17 protein-coding genes are annotated in these 18,614 nt (G+C 44.5%); 12 read left to right on the top strand and 5 right to left on the bottom strand.

The window, feature by feature from the left end; all coding sequences use genetic code 11:
- Complete coding sequence (gene apbC, locus CW735_RS07530; protein ID WP_100971529.1) at positions 1 to 1,152, bottom strand: iron-sulfur cluster carrier protein ApbC; 1,152 nt, start codon at positions 1,150 to 1,152, stop codon at positions 1 to 3.
- Positions 1,153 to 1,260: 108 nt separating this feature from the next.
- Here apbC and metG point away from each other — a divergent pair, with 108 nt between their 5' ends.
- Positions 1,261 to 3,288: a methionine--tRNA ligase gene (gene metG, locus CW735_RS07525; protein ID WP_100971527.1), complete on the top strand. Its 2,028-nt coding sequence runs from the start codon at positions 1,261 to 1,263 to the stop codon at positions 3,286 to 3,288.
- 81 nt (positions 3,289 to 3,369) lie between these two features.
- Here the strand turns inward: metG and CW735_RS07520 are convergent, their stop codons facing one another.
- Positions 3,370 to 4,215 (bottom strand): class I SAM-dependent methyltransferase, encoded by an 846-nt coding sequence (locus CW735_RS07520; protein WP_100971525.1) that lies wholly within the window; start codon positions 4,213 to 4,215, stop codon positions 3,370 to 3,372.
- Between the two features lie 85 nt (positions 4,216 to 4,300).
- On the opposite strand from CW735_RS07520, the gene gloB reads away from it, so the two are divergent.
- The 4 genes from gloB to CW735_RS07500 all read left to right on the top strand — a co-directional run bounded on the left by gloB (position 4,301) and on the right by CW735_RS07500 (position 8,434).
- Complete coding sequence (gloB, locus tag CW735_RS07515; RefSeq protein WP_100971523.1) at positions 4,301 to 5,092, top strand: hydroxyacylglutathione hydrolase; 792 nt, start codon at positions 4,301 to 4,303, stop codon at positions 5,090 to 5,092.
- A gap of 65 nt (positions 5,093 to 5,157) precedes the next feature.
- Complete coding sequence (locus CW735_RS07510) at positions 5,158 to 6,822, top strand: lytic transglycosylase (RefSeq protein ID WP_100971521.1); 1,665 nt, start codon at positions 5,158 to 5,160, stop codon at positions 6,820 to 6,822.
- 4 nt (positions 6,823 to 6,826) lie between these two features.
- Positions 6,827 to 7,858, top strand: a complete 1,032-nt coding sequence (locus CW735_RS07505; protein ID WP_100971519.1) for a hypothetical protein — start codon at positions 6,827 to 6,829, stop codon at positions 7,856 to 7,858.
- Positions 7,859 to 7,963: 105 nt separating this feature from the next.
- A complete protein-coding gene (locus CW735_RS07500; protein ID WP_100971517.1) occupies positions 7,964 to 8,434 on the top strand; it encodes an FKBP-type peptidyl-prolyl cis-trans isomerase in 471 nt (156 codons plus the stop codon).
- Between the two features lie 66 nt (positions 8,435 to 8,500).
- Here the strand turns inward: CW735_RS07500 and cysS are convergent, their stop codons facing one another.
- The gene (cysS, locus tag CW735_RS07495; protein WP_100971515.1) at positions 8,501 to 9,883 is read right to left on the bottom strand and encodes a cysteine--tRNA ligase; all 1,383 of its coding nucleotides are present in this window, start codon (positions 9,881 to 9,883) and stop codon (positions 8,501 to 8,503) included.
- 220 nt (positions 9,884 to 10,103) lie between these two features.
- On the opposite strand from cysS, the gene CW735_RS07490 reads away from it, so the two are divergent.
- The 7 genes from CW735_RS07490 (at position 10,104) to CW735_RS07460 (ending at position 17,552) form a co-directional block, all read left to right on the top strand.
- Positions 10,104 to 10,595 carry a peptidylprolyl isomerase gene (locus tag CW735_RS07490; protein ID WP_071979959.1) on the top strand — a complete coding sequence of 164 codons (492 nt, stop codon included), beginning with the start codon at positions 10,104 to 10,106 and terminating at the stop codon, positions 10,593 to 10,595.
- 158 nt (positions 10,596 to 10,753) lie between these two features.
- The gene (lpxH, locus tag CW735_RS07485; RefSeq protein ID WP_100971513.1) at positions 10,754 to 11,479 is read left to right on the top strand and encodes a UDP-2,3-diacylglucosamine diphosphatase; all 726 of its coding nucleotides are present in this window, start codon (positions 10,754 to 10,756) and stop codon (positions 11,477 to 11,479) included.
- 314 nt (positions 11,480 to 11,793) lie between these two features.
- Complete coding sequence (locus CW735_RS07480; protein ID WP_100971511.1) at positions 11,794 to 13,377, top strand: alkaline phosphatase; 1,584 nt, start codon at positions 11,794 to 11,796, stop codon at positions 13,375 to 13,377.
- Positions 13,378 to 13,391: 14 nt separating this feature from the next.
- Positions 13,392 to 15,338 (top strand): alkaline phosphatase, encoded by a 1,947-nt coding sequence (locus CW735_RS07475; protein WP_100971509.1) that lies wholly within the window; start codon positions 13,392 to 13,394, stop codon positions 15,336 to 15,338.
- A gap of 107 nt (positions 15,339 to 15,445) precedes the next feature.
- On the top strand, positions 15,446 to 16,192 hold the full coding sequence (locus tag CW735_RS07470) for a hypothetical protein (protein WP_232368388.1): 747 nt from the start codon (positions 15,446 to 15,448) through the stop codon (positions 16,190 to 16,192).
- Between the two features lie 248 nt (positions 16,193 to 16,440).
- The gene (locus tag CW735_RS07465; protein ID WP_071979964.1) at positions 16,441 to 16,620 is read left to right on the top strand and encodes an oxidoreductase-like domain-containing protein; all 180 of its coding nucleotides are present in this window, start codon (positions 16,441 to 16,443) and stop codon (positions 16,618 to 16,620) included.
- A gap of 251 nt (positions 16,621 to 16,871) precedes the next feature.
- Positions 16,872 to 17,552 (top strand): hypothetical protein, encoded by a 681-nt coding sequence (locus tag CW735_RS07460; RefSeq protein ID WP_157812658.1) that lies wholly within the window; start codon positions 16,872 to 16,874, stop codon positions 17,550 to 17,552.
- A 158-nt stretch (positions 17,553 to 17,710) separates the two neighbouring features.
- Here the strand turns inward: CW735_RS07460 and CW735_RS07455 are convergent, their stop codons facing one another.
- Both CW735_RS07455 and CW735_RS07450 read right to left on the bottom strand, forming a co-directional pair.
- Positions 17,711 to 18,166, bottom strand: coding sequence for a type II toxin-antitoxin system YhaV family toxin (locus CW735_RS07455; protein WP_100971505.1), 456 nt, complete (start codon positions 18,164 to 18,166; stop codon positions 17,711 to 17,713).
- A gap of 20 nt (positions 18,167 to 18,186) precedes the next feature.
- Positions 18,187 to 18,516, bottom strand: coding sequence for a type II toxin-antitoxin system PrlF family antitoxin (locus tag CW735_RS07450; protein ID WP_100971503.1), 330 nt, complete (start codon positions 18,514 to 18,516; stop codon positions 18,187 to 18,189).
- Positions 18,517 to 18,614: the final 98 nt, after the last annotated feature.

The raw sequence follows: 18,614 nt of genomic DNA, 5'->3' as shown, positions 1-18,614 counted from the left end.
TTAGCTACCCACAACCCCTATTGGGTCGCCTTTTATATGCTTATTACTGTTTTCTCTTGGTGATAGCGTAAATGCCAACTGCATAGAAATAGCCCTCGCAGCCTCTTGATAACTGGCCGCTATAGGGCTCTCAGGCGCGCCAATCAGCAATGGGGTTCCGGCATCGCCGTGCTCTCTAATGTGAATATCTAAGGGGAGCTGCCCTAACAGCGGTAAACCATGCCGCTCGGCAAGTTGTTCACCACCGTCTCTAGAAAACACATAGTCTTTGGTACCACATGCACGGCACTGGTAATAACTCATATTTTCCACTAACCCAAGCACAGGCACGTCGACTTTTTCAAACATGCTAATGCCCTTTTGAGCATCGGCTAAGGCTAAATCTTGTGGCGTGGTAACGATCACCGCTGCCGTAAGCGGAACTTGCTGGGCCATAGTTAATTGAATGTCACCTGTGCCTGGTGGCATATCAACTATTAAATAATCCAGTACAGGCCATAGGGTTTCGTTTAATAGTTGCGTAAGCGCTCTACTTGCCATAGGGCCCCGCCATACTGCGGCGTCGTCTTGAGGCACTAAATACCCGATAGAGTTGGCCACTAACCCGTGTGCCTCCAACGGCTGCATGTGCTTATTGTCTTCACTTTCTGGATGATCGTTGGTGTTACCTAACATAATAGGAATAGAAGGCCCGTAAATATCGGCATCTAGAATACCCACTCTGGCACCTTCTTTCATAAGTGCAAAGGAAAGATTGATACTGGTTGTCGACTTCCCTACCCCACCTTTGCCGCTAGCCACAGCGATAATATTCTTGATATTCGTAATGGGTGGCAGCTTGGTGTGTTGGCTAGTAATTTGTGTTGTAAATACAAGCTGAGAACTGTGAAACTCGCTCTTTAATTGGCTCTTTAATTCACTAAGCACTACGTCTTTGAGATGAGCTAGCTGGCTATTCATACAAAAAGGCAGTGTTACTTGCACTATTTGACTTTTATCGCTGCTACCAGCATCGCGTGCACTGGCATTACTGCGGCTATCTTCTATACTGCTACACCACAGAAGTGCCTCATCAGTGCTTATACTAAAATAGTTGGCTAAAATAGCAGCAACCTTTTGGGCAACTGGCTCGGCTTTACGAGAAAAGAACATAAATTGCCTTACAACCTGTAGAATTGTTTTAATTACGTAATGCAAAAAACGCGGTTTTCCGCTAGTATTTGCTGCCATTTTGAAACGCAAAGAATCAATAACGTCATTATGTCAGAAAAACGCCGAATTCTGGTAACCAGTGCGTTGCCATACGCAAATGGCTCTATTCATTTAGGGCACTTGCTTGAACACATTCAAACAGACATCTGGACTCGTTTTCAGCGCCTTCGCGGAAACGAATGTTACAGTGTTTGTGCCGATGATGCACATGGCACACCGGTTATGCTTAAAGCGCAAGAGCTAGGTATAACGCCAGAAGAAATGGTTGCCCGGACTCGTGCAGAACACCACCAAGACCTCATTGATTTTCACGTAGATTACGACAACTACTATGTAACCCATTCGCCAGAAAACAAGGCATTTTGTGAAGAAATCTATTCTCGCCTTGATAATGCCGGTTACATTAGCAAACGTGTTATCAACCAGCTTTTCGACCCTGAAAAAGAGATGTTTCTGCCAGATCGTTTTGTAAAGGGTACCTGCCCAAGCTGCGGTGCAGAAGACCAAAACGGTGATAGCTGTGATGTATGTGGTGCTACTTATAGCCCAACAGAAGTGAAAAACCCACGAAGCGTAGTATCTGGTGCTACACCAGTACTTAAAGAGTCTGAGCATTTCTTTTTCGACTTACCCAAGTTTGAAGACATGTTGAAAACGTGGATCCGGTCTGGCGCGCTGCAAGAAGAAATGGCGAACAAACTACAAGAGTGGTTCACAGAAGGTCTTCAGCAATGGGATATCAGCCGCGATGCTCCGTACTTTGGCTTTGAAATTCCCGGCGCTCCCAACAAGTTTTTCTACGTTTGGGTAGACGCTCCCGTTGGCTATATGGCCAGCTTTAAAAACTTCTGCGACCAAAACAGCCTAGAGTTTGATGATTTCTGGAAGGCTGACTCTACCGCTGAGCTTTACCACTTTATTGGTAAAGACATTACGTATTTCCACTGCCTGTTTTGGCCTGCCATGTTGGAAGGCGCCGGATACCGTAAGCCTACTGGGGTGAATATCCACGGGTTCGTTACGGTAAATGGTGCAAAAATGTCGAAGTCTCGCGGTACCTTTATAAAAGGTCGTACTTACTTAGACCACTTAAATCCAGAGTACCTGCGTTATTACTTCGCGTCTAAATTAGGCGATGGTGTTACGGATATCGATCTTAACTTCACTGACTTCGCTCAGAAAGTAAATTCAGACCTAGTGGGTAAGGTTGTTAACATTGCGAGCCGTTGTGCTAGCTTTATTACCAAGCGTTTCGACGGCAAACTATCAGACAACGTCATTGATCCAGAGTTAATAGCCGAATTCCAAAATGCTGCAGATGGCATCGCTGACTTATTTGAAAAGCGTCGCTATCACCAAGCTATACGCGAGATTATGGCACTAGCAGACAAAGCGAATCAGTTTATTGATAACAACGCTCCTTGGGTAACAATAAAAGACGAAACCAAACAGCAATTTACCCACGACGTATGCTCATTGGGTATCAATATGTTCCGCTTGTTGGTGATTTACCTTAAGCCAGTTTTACCTGTTTTGGCTGAGAAAGCGGAAACCTTCTTAAACGATGAGTTTAGCTGGGAGTCGCTACAAACATTGCTTAAAGGGCACGCTATCAATAAATTTAAACCTATGATGCAACGGGTAGAAATGGAGAAAATAGACGCTATGGTTGACGATTCAAAAGAAAGTTTAGCTCCTCAGCAGCCTGCTGTTGCACCTGATAGCCCGCTAGCAAAAGATCCTATTAGCGAGACTATCTCGTTTGAAGATTTTGCAAAAGTCGACCTTCGTATTGCGCGCATCGCCAATGCTGAACATGTTGAAAAAGCAGATAAACTACTGCGCTTAGAGCTAGATTTGGGCGGCGAAACCAAGCAGGTATTTGCTGGCATTAAATCAGCCTATGCGCCAGAAGCTTTAATTGGCAAACATACCGTAATGGTTGCCAACCTAGCGCCGCGCAAAATGCGCTTTGGTTTAAGTGAAGGCATGGTACTTGCCGCCGGACCTGGTGGTGACGAGCTCTATATTCTAGAGCCTCATGAAGGCGCGAAACCAGGCATGCGTGTGAAGTAGACAAAAAAAGCGATTAGAAGCGAGTTTGCGTATCTAAAAACGCAAATCCAAGGCCATGTTTAGCTAGTTGTTACACAGCTGCTAAACGTGGCCTTTTTGTTTTTGAGAGGTAGTGCGAGCACTGGCCCCCATTGTGGAAAACTGCGGTTTAATAGCCCGTTTGGGCCTTATCGCAGTCATAGGAAACACCCGTTTTTTAGCCAGAATGACATAAACGGCGCTACACCAAGGCAAATATGAAGATAAATAATGTTGAACCTTAGCGGCTCCCTCCCAGCGCTGCTGAAAGAAAAGCGTTGAAAACATAATTTGCCGTTGTTCTATTACTTCAAACCCTAAAAGGTGAAGCCAATCTTTTATGCGGTATGAAGAGAAAAAGCGGGCATCGTGTAAAATATTGTCACGTTTTACCGGTAAGTATTTAGCCACGCCGGCTAAGCTAAGTGGGTTGAATCCACTAATAATAACATGACCGTCTTGCGTAATTACCCTATCCACCTCTCTTAATATTTCGTGTGGATCTTGTGCAAAATCTAATTCGTTAGCAAGCAGCAACCCATCAACACTGTTTTCTGAAAACGGTAACTTATGGGCTTGCCCTATAACAAAGTTCTCATTACGCGGCTCATTGCGTGTTGTATTAGGTTCATTGCCAGCACCATCATTGGGCTCACTGCCTCGCTTTTCATGTTTGACACGTTCGCTGCTGGTAAAATCTGGCGTATGGTTAATTTGGTGATGAATGGGGCTTTCCGATAATTGGATCTGGGCACTTAAATTACCCACTTTTACAAAGTGATAGCCAAATATTCGCTGGGCATAATCGTTACACACGGTTTCTACTGCACGTTTTATATTGTCGCCCGCGGGAAACTCGTCCCAGCTACCAGGATAGCGTGGTGGCTTTGCTCTAAACGCCGTCTTCATTATCACTGCACACGCTCTTTGGTTGCTCTGTTAACCACATGCCCCTATAGTAACGCATAATTATAGCTAAACAAGCAGGTGTATTATGCGTTCCGACACATTGCCTAAGGGTATAAGCATTCACCCTATTCCCGCTTTTAACGATAACTATATTTGGTGTATTAACGATGATAAGCATGCGGTAGTTGTCGATCCTGGCGACGCTACGCCAGTTTTGTCTTACTTGAGAGAAAACGCTTTAAAATTAGCTGCTGTATTAATAACCCACCATCACTACGATCATACCGGTGGTATTGCTAAGCTTGCGTCGGCAGTAAAAGAATTACCCATTATTGGGCCTCGAGGCGGTCACATAAAGGGCTTAACAAAAACAGTGGCGCAAGGTGATACCGTCGCCTTACCTGTTATTGATATGTCGCTTCAAGTATTGGAAGTGCCCGGACACACACTGGATCATATCGCCTTTTTCGGCCATGGTGCCCTGTTTTGTGGCGACACTTTGTTTTCAGCCGGATGCGGCCGACTTTTCGAAGGCTCGCCAGAGCAAATGCTGCATTCAATGAATAAACTTAAACGCCTACCCGACAGCACGAAAATTTACTGCGCACATGAATACACCCAAGCCAATGTGAACTTTGCGCTAGCGGCAGAGCCAGACAATAACGACCTTAAAAATTACGCCTTGTGGGTAAAAGAAAAGCGCGAACACAATGAGTGTACTCTGCCAGGTGTACTTGGTGAGCAAAAAAAGATAAACCCTTTTTTACGTTCCCATGAGCCTAGTGTAAAAGATGCGGCAGAAGCTTTCACAAGCACATCGCTTAGCGATGATGTAGCCGTTTTCGCCGCGGTTAGGCGTTGGAAAGATGAGTTTTAGTGAAAATAGTTACTGTTTCGCGTACTATGGCGCGTTTGCAGTGCTTAAAGAGGTTTCTTCATAATATGCAGTCGAAGTTGTTCCCGTTTGCGCCAATCATACTGGCGTTAGGGCTTTCAGGTTGTCAATTAACCGAAAACGAAAGCGAAAAATTGGCCGTCGAGGAAAATGAGAAAGCCGCGCTTGAGGCCTGTTCCGAAACCTATTTAGGCGAAGAAGAGATTGCCGATTGTGAAATTGCTCGAGACGGCGTGATTGATGTTATCCACCCAAAGGACGACATTCTTGAAGAAACCGCTGAAATCACAGAGCCAGAAAATGTAGCAGTAGCCCCAGTGATCACCGACGTTTGGCAACGCGCTAGCAACAGCTTTTCACTTCACATTCCCGACGACAATCGTGTAACGGCTCAACGAGATTGGTACTTAAAACACCCAGAATACATGGCCCGCGTAGTGAAGCGCGCAAAGCCGTTCTTGTATTATATTGTTGAAGAAATTGAAAAGCGCAACATGCCTATGGAGTTGGTGCTGCTACCTATTGTGGAAAGCGCCTTCGACCCTTTCGCGTATTCTCATGGCCGCGCCGCAGGCATGTGGCAGTTTATTCCTAGTACAGGTAAACGCTTTGGCATGCCGCAAAATTGGTGGTACGACGGCAGGCGCGACGTAATAGCCTCTACTCAAGGTGCTCTTGATTACCTCACCTATTTAAACGAAATGTTTGATGGTGACTGGTTACACGCACTTGCCGCTTACAACAGTGGTGAAGGTCGAGTTATGCGATCAATTCGCGCCAATAAACGCGCAGGCAAGCCAACGGATTTTTGGCATTTAGGCCTGCCAAGAGAAACCCGAGCCTATGTACCGAAACTGCTGGCTCTTGCCGACATTTTGAAAAACAAAAAGACCTTCGATTTCTCCTGGCCTGAAGTTGAAAATATTGCGGTTATTGAAGTGGTAGATATTGGCTCACAGGTAGACCTTGCATTTGCCGCTGAACTTGCGGATATGTCACTAAAAGAGCTTCATGGACTCAATCCAGGTTTCAATCGCTGGGCTACATCGCCAGATGGCCCCCATCGCTTAGTGTTACCCGTTGAAAAAGCAGCCTCTTTTTCACAGGCACTAGCAAAAATAGATAGAAAGGAGCGCCTTAACTGGGTTCGACATACAGTTAAAAGCGGAGATAGCCTTGGCAAAATTGCCAATCAGTACCACACTACCATCAAGGTAATTCAGCAGGTTAATGAACTCGATTCATCGATGATCCGCATTGGTCAGGCTATCATGGTACCCGTTGCATTAAAGGCATTAGACGATTACGCCCTTTCGAAAGAACAGCGCCTTGCCAGCATACAAAGTAGCAACAAGTCGAAGCAAAAAGTACGTCATACGGTTCAATCTGGCGATACGCTTTGGGACATTGCACGTAAATTTAAAGTGTCAACCAGACAATTGGCAAAATGGAATGGCATGGCACCGGGCGATATGCTTAAACCGGGCAAGACCCTTGTTATTTGGCTTGAAGGCAAAAGTGATGCTGGTGTGACGAAAAAACTTACCTATACCGTAAGAAGTGGAGACTCGCTTTCTCGCATAGCAAGCAAATTCAATGTTAAAGTGAGTGACATTAGCAAATGGAATAGCCTTAACGCTAAACAGTATTTACAGCCTGGGCAAAAGCTTAAGCTATACGTTGACGTAACTAGGCTGACATCGACAGGATAGAGGTATGTTAAAAATTAACCGGGAAAACCTGCGTAACAGCCACGAAACGCCTTGGTTAATTTTAGATTTAGTCATGCTGGGCTTGTTGTTTATAAACCTAGCATGGCTAATTTTTGATGCTCTTTATGCTACTAACTTTGTCTATCAGCAACTAGGTGTACATTTTCCTGCCGTCATAGACGCCTACGACCCCATACACAACAACTTTCTACTCGTCGACTTAGTCTTTATTGGAATATTCTTTACTGAGTTTTGTTTCCGCTGGGCAGTGGCCATAGTACGAAAAGAGCACCTTCGCTGGTACTTCTTTCCATTCTTACACTGGTACGATTTAGTGGGTCTTATCCCAACTGGCGGCACCAGACTATTTCGCTTTCTTCGTATTCTTTCTATTTTGCATCGCCTGCATAAATACGAAATTATCGACCTTAATCAAACGGCCATCTTCCGCTTCTTTGCCTTCTACTACGACGTTTTTGTAGAAGAGTTGAGCGACAGAATAGTAGTAAAGGTTTTAAGCGATGCACAAAAAGATATTTCAGCTGGCTCACCTCTTCTAGATGATATTACCAACCAAGTGCTTGCACCTCGACGCCCCGTTCTCACTCAATGGATGGCGGGAATTATCAATCATCTAGGCCAGTCGATTAGCAATGACGAACATGGCGACGTTATTCGTGAACACGTTCGAAAAAGCGTTGGCAAAGCCGTTCGGGGCAACGCCCAAGTGTCTACGCTCAATTACCTACCTGTTATCGGTAAAACCATTGAAAACACGTTAGAACAGTCTGTTACCGACATTGTCACATCGTCGCTGGTGAATTTGTTGAGTGATTTAGATTCAGAGCGCATAGACCACTTTATATCTGTTGGTTTGCATGACTACACGCCTACTGCTGATGCCCTCGATGAAGAAGTGCTTAATGTGGTTAACGAGTGCCTAGAACTTGTTAAAGCACACGTGTCGCAGCAGCGCTGGAAATCGCAGTTAATGGAAAAAGAGTCGAGTGTTCCGCCACCGGTTGACCCTAAATAGACTTTTATCTTATCGACACGAGAAAGAACGCGCCTTGCAGACATCAAGTGTTAGACTATTAATAAAGCCACCTTAAAACATTTATTCACAGAAAGAAGATTACTAATGAAGTTTATTATTTTAGCCATCGTTATTGGTTTAGCCATTTTCTTATTTACCCGCCACACAGCTAACAAGAAAGTAGCGACTGAAAACATTGAGGCAGGCAAAGTATTTCTAGCAGAAAATAAAGCGAATATTGCAGTAAAAGAGACACCGTCAGGACTTCAGTACGAAGTGCTTCAAGAAGGGCAAGGTACAAAGCACCCTACCCCATCATCAACCGTAAAAGTGCATTATCACGGTACATTACTTGATGGCACTGTTTTCGACAGCTCGGTAGCCCGCGGTGAACCCATTAGCTTTCCACTAAACCGTGTAATCGCAGGCTGGACAGAAGGCCTTCAGCTTATGGTTGAAGGCGATAAATATAAATTCTTTATACCATCACACCTTGCCTATGGCGACAGCGCTGCCGGAAAAATATCACCGGGTTCGACGCTGATATTCGAAGTGGAATTGCTTGAAGTAAAATAAATTAGCACCCATTAAAAAGCCTGCTTAAGCAGGCTTTTTAAGTGTGTTTCGGTTTTATTTTTAAAACTAACTTCTACGCCAAGTGGTGCCACCAGCGCCATCTTCTAGCACTACGCCCATCGCTGTTAATGCATCGCGCGCTGCGTCGGCAGCTGCCCAGTCTTTGGCGGCTCTTGCGTCATTACGTTGCTTTATCAGCGCCTCAATCTCAGCGGCTTCATCGTCGTTATCGTTAGCGCCTTTTAAATACGCATCTGGGTCGCTTTGCAGCATACCTAAAATAGCGCCCAAGCCTTTTAGCACGAAGGCTAGCTTGCCGGCTTCAGCAGCATTATCTTTATTACGATTTATTTCGCGGGCAACATCAAACAGTACTGAGAATGCCTCTGGTACGTTAAGATCATCGTTCATAGCAGCTTCAAAACGCGCTAAATAACCACCGTGCCCTAGGTCTGCTGAATGATCAACTTCTACACCGCGAAGCGCGGTATACAAACGCTCTAGTGCTGCTTTAGCTTGAGTAATATTATCTTGAGAGTAGCTGAGCTGACTGCGGTAATGGGCAGACATCAAGAAAAAGCGTAAGGTTTCTGAGTCATGCTCTTTTAGCACATCGCGAAGAGTAAAAAAATTACCTAGCGACTTAGACATTTTCTCATCATCAACCTGCACCATCCCCGTATGCATCCATACGTTTACGTACGGGCTATCGTGGGCGCAGCACGACTGTGCAATTTCGTTTTCATGGTGAGGAAAGGTTAAATCTGAGCCACCACCATGAATGTCAAAATGTGCGCCTAGGTGCTTGTAGTTCATTGCAGAACATTCTATATGCCAACCAGGACGTCCCTCTCCCCATGGAGATGGCCACGCTGGTTCGTCGGGCTTGGTGGTTTTCCACAATACAAAGTCGAGGGGATCGTCTTTACCCTGCGCCACTTCAACACGGGCACCGGCTTTAAGTTGATCTAGGTCTTGCTTGCTTAGCTTGCCATAGTCTTCATATTTACTCACATCAAATAACACGTCGCCGCTTTGTGCTTGGTAGGCGTAGCCTTTTTCCACTAGGCGCTCAATGATATCGATTATTTCTGGCATATGCCCACTTACGGTGGGTTCTACATCGGGCTCTAGCAAATTAATTGCCGCAAAGTCTTCGTGCATCATGCCGATAGTGCGCTTGGTTAGCACTTCAAAGCTTTCATTATTTTCGTTTGCACGATTAATGATTTTGTCGTCAATATCTGTGATATTTCGTACATATTTCACACCATAGCCAAGGTGGCGCAAATAGCGAACTAGCACGTCGAAGCTTAGGTAAGTGCGCGCATGCCCCATGTGGCTGAGGTCGTATACAGTAATACCACACACATACAGACCCACTTTCCCTTCTTCAAGCGGCACAAACTTCGCTTTTTCACGGGTTCGGGTATTGTAAAGATGTAGCATAGCAAGTCTTCCTGTATATCAATTTGGGCGCAAAGTTTAGCACTGTATAAAAATAATGGTAGGGCTTTTACCCCCTATTTCGCCTGTCTAAAAAGCCAAAATAGAAGTACAAGAGTAATAACATGTTAAGACCGTCTATTTATGCGTCGGTATTTCCCCAAACTTCGCTTTTGCGCTACCATTAGCGCACTTTTTTAAAGAAAATACATAGGACCCCATAATGGTTACGTTAAAAACAAATTTTGGTGATATCACAATTGAACTGTTTGAAGATAAAGCGCCTAACACTGTCGCTAATTTTCTCTCTTATGTGCAAGACGGTTTCTTCGATAACACAATCTTTCACCGTGTAATTAATAACTTCATGGTGCAAGGCGGTGGCTTCACTGAAGATATGGAGCAAAAAGAAACCAAAGCGCCAATTGAAAACGAAGCCAACAATGGTGTAGCAAACGAGGTAGGTACTATTGCTATGGCTCGTACTCAAGACCCCCACTCTGCAACGTCACAATTTTTCATTAACGTTAACAATAACGACTTCCTAAACCACACTAGCGAAAGCGCTAATGGCTGGGGGTATTGTGCGTTTGGTAAAGTTACAGAAGGCATGGACGTAGTAGAGAAAATAAAAGCAGTTAAAACGGGCAACCATGGTTATCACCAAGATGTACCTGTAGAGCCTGTTATCATTGAGAAAGCGGTAGTTGTATAATTGCTATTGTGCCTTGGCGTTGTGACAGTCAAACTTATCTTCCAATAGGTACTCTATTACTTCGCCATACGCTTATTCGCTGGTTACGAAAAGATCAGCAATAAATGTTTTAGCCGTACCTAACCAGTACGGCTTTTCACTTTTAGATAAGATGTTTTATGCCTTTTACTTACTTCATTGCAGACCTTCACCTAAGTGCCGAGAGAGAGGACATTACTCAATGCCTGATGCGCTTTTTAAAGGAAGAAGCACCAAAAGCAGATGCCCTATATGTATTAGGCGATTTGTTTGAAGTTTGGATAGGCGACGACAACGTAACGCCTTTTAATACCTTTATTGCCGACGCTTTTAAGCGCGTTAGCCAACACTGCCCCATCTACTTTATCCATGGTAACCGTGACTTTGCAATAAGACAAACATGGCTAGATAAAGCGGGCATGACGCTGCTGAACGAGCAAGAGGTTGTAGACTTATACGGAACGTCTACACTACTTACCCATGGTGACGAGCTATGTACAAAAGATGTTGCCTATCAGAAGTTTCGTAAAAAATCACGAGGATGGTGGTGGCCGAGACTAATGCTTGCCCTTCCCTTGTGGTACAGACGCCGAGTCGCGGAAAACGGGCGCGCCGAAAGTAAAGCTAATCAACAAAACCTTAAACCCGAGATTATGGACGTTACCCCCGAAGAAGTGGTGAAAACCATGGAGAAATGGGGCGTTCAACGCATGATCCACGGGCATACCCACCGCCCTAATATTCATTCCCTTACAGCGAATAACAAGCCCGCAACCCGAATTGTGCTGGGCGATTGGTACGATCAAGGAAGTATACTGAAGGTCACGCCCTCAGAAGTAATGTTACAACATCACAATTTTTTGTAATCAATTCCGGCACTTATAATCTGGTCAGTCCACTTATTTGATAATTAATCTTTTTCTTTTTTTACCGCTCATCTTTAGGTAACCGACTCATTACTTTATAAAAAATCCTTCGCCAAGGTTAAATCTATCCTACGAAAACTCTTGAATATGACAAATGTGACAATCTTGCAATATATATGTCAAATAATTGTCACCAAGCATGCCTAACCTCCAGTCTGCGTTTCAGCACTAGCACAAAGGAAAAACCGCTTTTGCTTTGGGAACGCCCACACATACCCAAAAACCGATTTTAATAATACGTTTAGGAAACAATCATGAATCGTAACTGGAAAGCAGCATGCACTGCAGTGGCACTGGCGGTATCCGCTGGGCTACAAGCAGCAGTCTTGCCCGAGCATCAAACAAATAGCGCTTGGTTTACCGATGCGCAATCGAAATTGACTGAGAAACTAGCAACTAATAATAAATTCAAAGCCAAGAACGTCATTCTTTTTGTTGGTGACGGTATGGGTATTTCTACACTTACCTCTGCACGTATCCACAAGGGACAGTTAGCGGGTAACCCAGGCGAGGAAGGTTATTTAAGCTTTGAATCTTTCCCTCACACGGCGCTGGTTAAAACTTACAATGTAAATGCACAAACACCGGATTCAGCAGGAACAATGACTGCCATGATGTCTGGTCTTAAAACCGACGTAGGCGTTATTGGTGTCGATGAAGACATCGAACGTGGCGACTGCTCTACTGTAGCGGGCAACGAAGTGATTACTGCACTTGAGCTTGCAGAAATTAAAGGTCTTTCTACTGGTGTCGTGTCCACTGCGCGTATTACTCACGCAACACCAGCAGCAACGTATTCAAAATCAGCCGATCGCAACTGGGAAGACAACTCAGATATGCCTGAAGACGCCATCGCTGCTGGATGTGTTGATGTAGCCGATCAGCTTGTAAATTTCGAAACTTATCTTGAAAGCCGTTACAGCGGAATTGATGTTGACGGTATTGAAGTAGCAATGGGCGGTGGACGACGTCATTTCCTACCAAAAGACGCTGCGTTTAACAGCCCAGATGCGCAAAGCGACGTAGAAGGCGATCGCACTGACGAGCGCGACTTAACCGCAGAATGGCAGCAGAAATACGAAAACGGTGTTTATGTTTTCGACCAAACTGGTTTTGACGCGATTGATACAGAAACTACAGAGCGGGTTTTCGCTTTGTTTAACGAATCTCACATGCAGTACGAAGCAGACCGCAGCAACGATATTGCCGGCGAGCCTTCAGTTTCTGAAATGACAGAAGCGGCTATTAACATTCTTGATAATAACGAAAAAGGCTTTTTCCTAATGGTTGAGTCTGGTCGTATCGACCATGCTCACCACGCAGGCAACGCTGCTGGCGCACTTACCGATACACTTGCGTTTGAAGAAGCAGTAATGACAGCGGTTGAAAATACTAACCCTGAAGAAACGCTTATTCTTGTGACTGCCGACCATGGTCATGTATTCACAATTGCGGGCTATCCTAAACGCGGCAACCCTATTTTAGGAAAAGTTGTGAACGTGGGCTCTGAAGAGCCAGCAACAGCATCTGACGGTACCCCTTACACTACGCTTGGGTATACAAACGGGAGAGGCTTTTATGACCTAGGCGATGAAACAAATTCAGATGTCTCTTACGGATTAGATATTGCGGCAGGACGCGTAGACCTCACCAATATCGATACCACTACTCCAGGCTATCACCAAGAAGCACTTATCCCACTGAGCTCTGAAACCCACTCTGGGGAAGATATTTCTTTGCATGCAACTGGTCCTGGAAGTCAACTCGCGCAAGGTGTGGTAGAGCAAAATGTTGTTTTCCACTTAATAAACCAAGCCCTTGGCCTTGTTAACGAATAAGTGGAGATAAGAAAATGAATTTATTTAAATTAAGTTTAATTGCAGTAGCAATAGCTGGGCTTTCAGCCTGCTCGTTAGAGGGTGATGATGGCCAAGACGGATTAGATGGGGCAGACGGCGTTGCTGGCGTAGACGGTTCAAATGGTGCCGATGGCGCTAACGGTTCTAATAGCCTTACCGTGCAAACGCAGCTACCAGAAGGCGATGTAAACTGCCCTAACAGCGGCGTTCGTATCGACTCTGGCCTAGATACAGACAACGATGGCACATTGTCTGAAAGCGAAATCACGTCAACAAGCTACGTATGTGTGCCCGGCGCAAGCTCAGTGGACAACAGCGAAATTCTAACTAGCTTAAACAACGAATGGTTCGTTGATGGGCAAACAGAAGTAGAAAATAATAAGCAAGTTTGGATGAATGCTACTTCAGGTAATGCTGCAGCATCTTCTAATGTGAGCGTTGCTACCGTAAGTTCACAAGAAGAACTTGATGCAATGGTTCAGAACCTGCGCGGCACGGCGAAAAACGTTATTTTATTCGTTGGTGACGGTATGGGTGTTTCAACCGTTACCGCGGCTCGTATTCTAGACGGTCAGATGAAAGGTTTGGAAGGTGAGGAAAATCAACTAAGCTTCGACCGTTTCCCATTCTCTGGTTTGTCAAAAACCTACAACGTTGACGCTCAAACGCCTGATTCTGCAGGCACCATGACTGCGATGATGAGCGGTATCAAAACTGATGTGGGCGTTATAGGCGTTGATGAAGATATCGAGCGCGGCGATTGCTCTACAGTAGCAGGTAACGAGCTGGTTACTGCACTAGAGCTTGCTGAAATTGCAGGTAAATCTACCGGTATCATTTCAACAGCACGTATAACCCACGCTACACCAGCTGCCACTTATGCAAAATCTGCCGACCGAAACTGGGAAGATATCTCAGATATGCCAGAAGCAGCCGTTACTGCTGGCTGTACTGATATTGCAGACCAACTAATCAACTTTGAGAGCAATCTTGAAGCGAAATTTGATGGTGTAGACGTTGACGGTATTGAAGTGGTAATGGGTGGAGGCCGTCGTCACTTCCTACCAAGAGATCCGGCGTTTAACAGCCCTGATGCAGCCAGCAGCACAGAAGGCGATCGCACAGATGGTCGTGACTTAACAGCAGAATGGCAAGATCTCTACACCAACGGTATTTACGTGTTTGACCAGTCTGGTTTTGATGGTTTAGACACAGAAACCACCGAGCGTGTTTTTGCATTGTTTAACGAGTCACACATGCAATACGAAGCAGACCGTGCGAACGATATTGCCGGTGAGCCATCGGTTGCCGAAATGACCAGCGCTGCTATCAAAGTACTCGATAACAACGATGAAGGCTTTTTCTTAATGGTAGAGTCTGGCCGTATAGACCATGCTCACCACGCAGGAAACGCCTACGGCGCATTGCACGACACCATTGCATTTGCTGAAGCCGTAACCGCGGCAGATGAGCTAACTAACGATGAAGATACACTTATCATTGTTACCGCTGACCACGGCCATGTATTTACTATTGCGGGCTATCCTAAGCGCGGTAACCCAATTCTGGGTAAAGTGGTTAATGTAGGCGCTGAAGACGCAGCAACGGCTGCCGATGGCACGCCTTACACAACCCTTGGTTACACTAACGGTCTTGGTTTTAGAAACTTAGGTGATGTGACTAACTCAGATGCGTCTTATCTTGCTGGCCCAGACACTGGCCGTAAAGATATTACCGATGTTGATACCACTACACCAGGCTATCACCAAGAAGCTTTGGTACCGCTTGGTTCTGAAACTCACTCGGGTGAAGACGTTGGCATTTACGCTAAAGGCCCAGGTGCCTTCTTAGTGAATGGTACTAACGAACAAAGCGTCATTTTCCATGTAATGGACTTTGCTGGTGATTTCGTATCACAAGCAGAGAGCGCAATGGAATAATTGTTAGGATATAAGTACAGTAACTCAGGTCTGCTGGTAAACACGGCAGGCCAGTTTAATATGCAAAGGGAGCTGGCTCACCAGCTCCCTTTGGTATTGGAGCAAAAATGAAAAAATCACTATTACTTTTTTGTGTACTAGGGCTAGCACCGGTATTAAATAGCGTACATGCAAATGAAGTATGCGACGAAAACAGCAAGCGCTTAAAAGCTGATTACTCAATAAGTATTACCAAACACACCACCATGGGTGACAGTACACGCACCACTAACATGTCGCTTTGGCGTATGGATAATAAGGTAGCGCATCAGTACCCTGAAACAAAAATCACCGAAGAGTACACTTTGGTGCGTAACAAATTTATTAAGCCAGTACGGTATTTTGATGGCCATCAGCGAGCCATTGAGTATCAGCCTGGTGAAACCATTCACGGTAAAAAAGAAACTGACTTTTCTTATCGCTACCAACTTGTTAGTGACACCTTTCTCGATTCGATGACGCTAGTAAGTTCAACGGGAAGCGGATGTGAAAAAACAGAGACATACGAACTTAAAAACTCAGCCGGCTCATTTACGTTAACATGGCTAGTGCACCAGCAATTAATTGCCAGCTTTGAAGTAGAAAGTGGAAAAGTTCATCGAAATTGGACGTTAACTTCGACCGATTACAACGCAGACGTGAATTCGTTCTTTGCGAAGCGAGCAGACTATCAAGCCACCGATTACGCCGATATTGGCGACGACCACACCGATCCTTTTCTTACAAAGATGGTGACTCAAGGCTTCATAGAAGCTGGAGCAAGCGGCTTTTACAATGACAAAGGCCATGCTTTAGAGGGCGAACACAGCCATTAATAGTCGCTAATAAGTACTCACAATAAAGCATTTATAATGAGGCAATTATAATAAGTATTTAGTATAGAGTGCCCTGCCATTACTAGAACGGTTAGCAAGTGTTTCACAACAACTTGCTAACCCAATCTTCTCAATTTATTTAGAACTAAGGGCTTCAAAGAAAAATCGGGCCTCTCTCCCGTTGAACTTTTGTTTGAATTTACAGCACTATCACCTCATACTAATTAGTAGTATATAAGGTAAATTCAATGGATAAGGCAAACCAAAATACTGCTCAATTCGAGTTACCTCCTGAGCCCGAGAAACCACTGCGTGACGATTGCTGCGGCGGAGGCTCGTGTTGCCCTTGCATTTGGGACGTCTATTTCGAGAAGCTAGATAAGTGGCGGGAGCAAGTTCGCGCAATAGAGCAAAAGCAAAATGAGTGAGATATTAGTCTACGCTCTCACTGTTATGCTCTCGACACAATATAATAGAAATACGATAGATAAGAAAAATACATTCTCGCCGTAGCGAATTACAGGCCCTAAATACAGAGACAATAATGAAAAAATGGGGAAATATCGCCTTAGTTAAATTTGTATTGCATTGGACAAGGTACTTTACAAGGAGTCTTGTATCATGCCTCGCGTTTTGCACTCTCTTTGCAAACGCCAGTGTTGCTGCCGAACAAGAGTTAATGCAACAGCAAATCTATCGAGTGGGTGTGGAAGACATAGATTACTACCCCATGTATTCGAATAAAAGCGCTATTGATAACCCCGGCTTTTTAATTGACGTTCTCGAGATATTTGCTAAGCAGCACAACATCAAATTCGAATATATACATTTACCGACAACCCGATTTCACGAATGGTATCAAAAGGAAGATATCGACTTTCGCCTTCCCGACCACTCCCTTTGGAATAGCGGCAATGAGGGCTTAGTGTTTAGTGAGGATATAATTAACCTTCGCGCAGACACTGTTGTGTTAAAAGAAAACCGAAAGCTTCCAGAAAGTGAAATAAGAACGATTGGCACTTTATACGGTTTCATCCCAGGCCCACAGTGGGCCTCTCGCATCGAAGAAAACAATATTGAATTTGTTTATGAAGGCTCTACTCGCATTTTAATTCGCATGCTTAAAAAGGGCTTGATAGACGGGCTAGACCTTAACATTCATGTTGTAAAACACTATGCAACAGAGTTAGGTTATGATGCCAACGACTTTGCTTTAGCAAAACACGCTCCAAGCACTCAATTCAGCTATCAACTCTCTACCACTTCTCACCCAGATATTATCCGTCAGTTCGATGCGTTTCTTGAAAATGCTAAGAACGAAATCGCGGCACTGAAAAGAGCGAATAATATATACAATTAAGCTTATGCATGGCGTAGGAATAATGACTTAACACGTTAATGCCTTTTTGCATTCCTTAGTGAGTTACTGCACCTGCTGGATCATAGTATCGTGCCTGCATATAAAATAATCGGAAATACGAACCAGACTACGTTCTTGTGGAAAAACAAGTGGTTCGCTTATGGAGAGAGCAATTCGTCCTTGGCTGCTTTTAAAAGATCATCCCATCCCTCGGGAGGATAACCTGACTTTAACATTTTTTCGAATACTTTGTAAGCATCGGTCTTGCTACCGTATGCGCGTTTATTGTTTTCATCATTTACCCAAGCATAAACGATGACTTTTGACTCTAGGTGATAACGAAAAAACAAATGGTATTGCTGGAAAAACTTTGCCCGAAACCAATGCTTGTTATCATTACCTAATGTGCTTCCTTGGCGAAATTCAGCACTGGTAGGGTCATGTGGTATTAATTCAAAGATTAGCCTTTGAATAGCGGCTAATCGTTTCGTGGCGTTCTTTTTAAGGTAACCTTTTGGATCTTTTTCACGTAAAGCCTCAACTTGTGATTTCAGATTAAGGTACTGCTCTTTAAACAATGGATGAGTGTAAAGTGTCCAACCATTTACGACCATTGGTATCGTTTTTTGCAAACTTACTCGTCCTCATCCGATAACGGAGCATCTAAATCAATTTCAACGCCTTCAACCAACGCATCAACGCTTTCTCGCATACTTGCTGATAACGGCTCTAGTCTTTCAGGATGAGCCTTCATATCACGCGCTATGAATGATAAAAACTCGCTAAGTACAGGGTCACTTTCTTGCGCTGCTGCACGCGAGATAACAACGCTGCCATCAGACTGTATCGCGTATTTAATTTTGTCTTTCTTGCCTAACTGCAACGCCTGACGAACAGGACTAGGCACTGTGGTTTGAAAGCGGTCTGTAAGTGTTGATTCAGTTTCTAAAGCAACCCGTGCCATAATAGCCTCTATCTTCTTCTAGTTTCATTAGCTTTGATTTTAGTATTAACCAAGAGGTAATGCAAATGCATTACCTCTTGACTAGCTAGGAATTGCTT

Origin of the sequence: Alteromonas sp. MB-3u-76, from assembly GCF_002831605.1 — a bacterium.
GTDB classification, from domain to species: domain Bacteria; phylum Pseudomonadota; class Gammaproteobacteria; order Enterobacterales; family Alteromonadaceae; genus Alteromonas; species Alteromonas hispanica.
The sequence above is the reverse complement of the archived record's forward strand: the minus strand, read 5'-3'. Positions and strand labels throughout refer to the sequence as shown.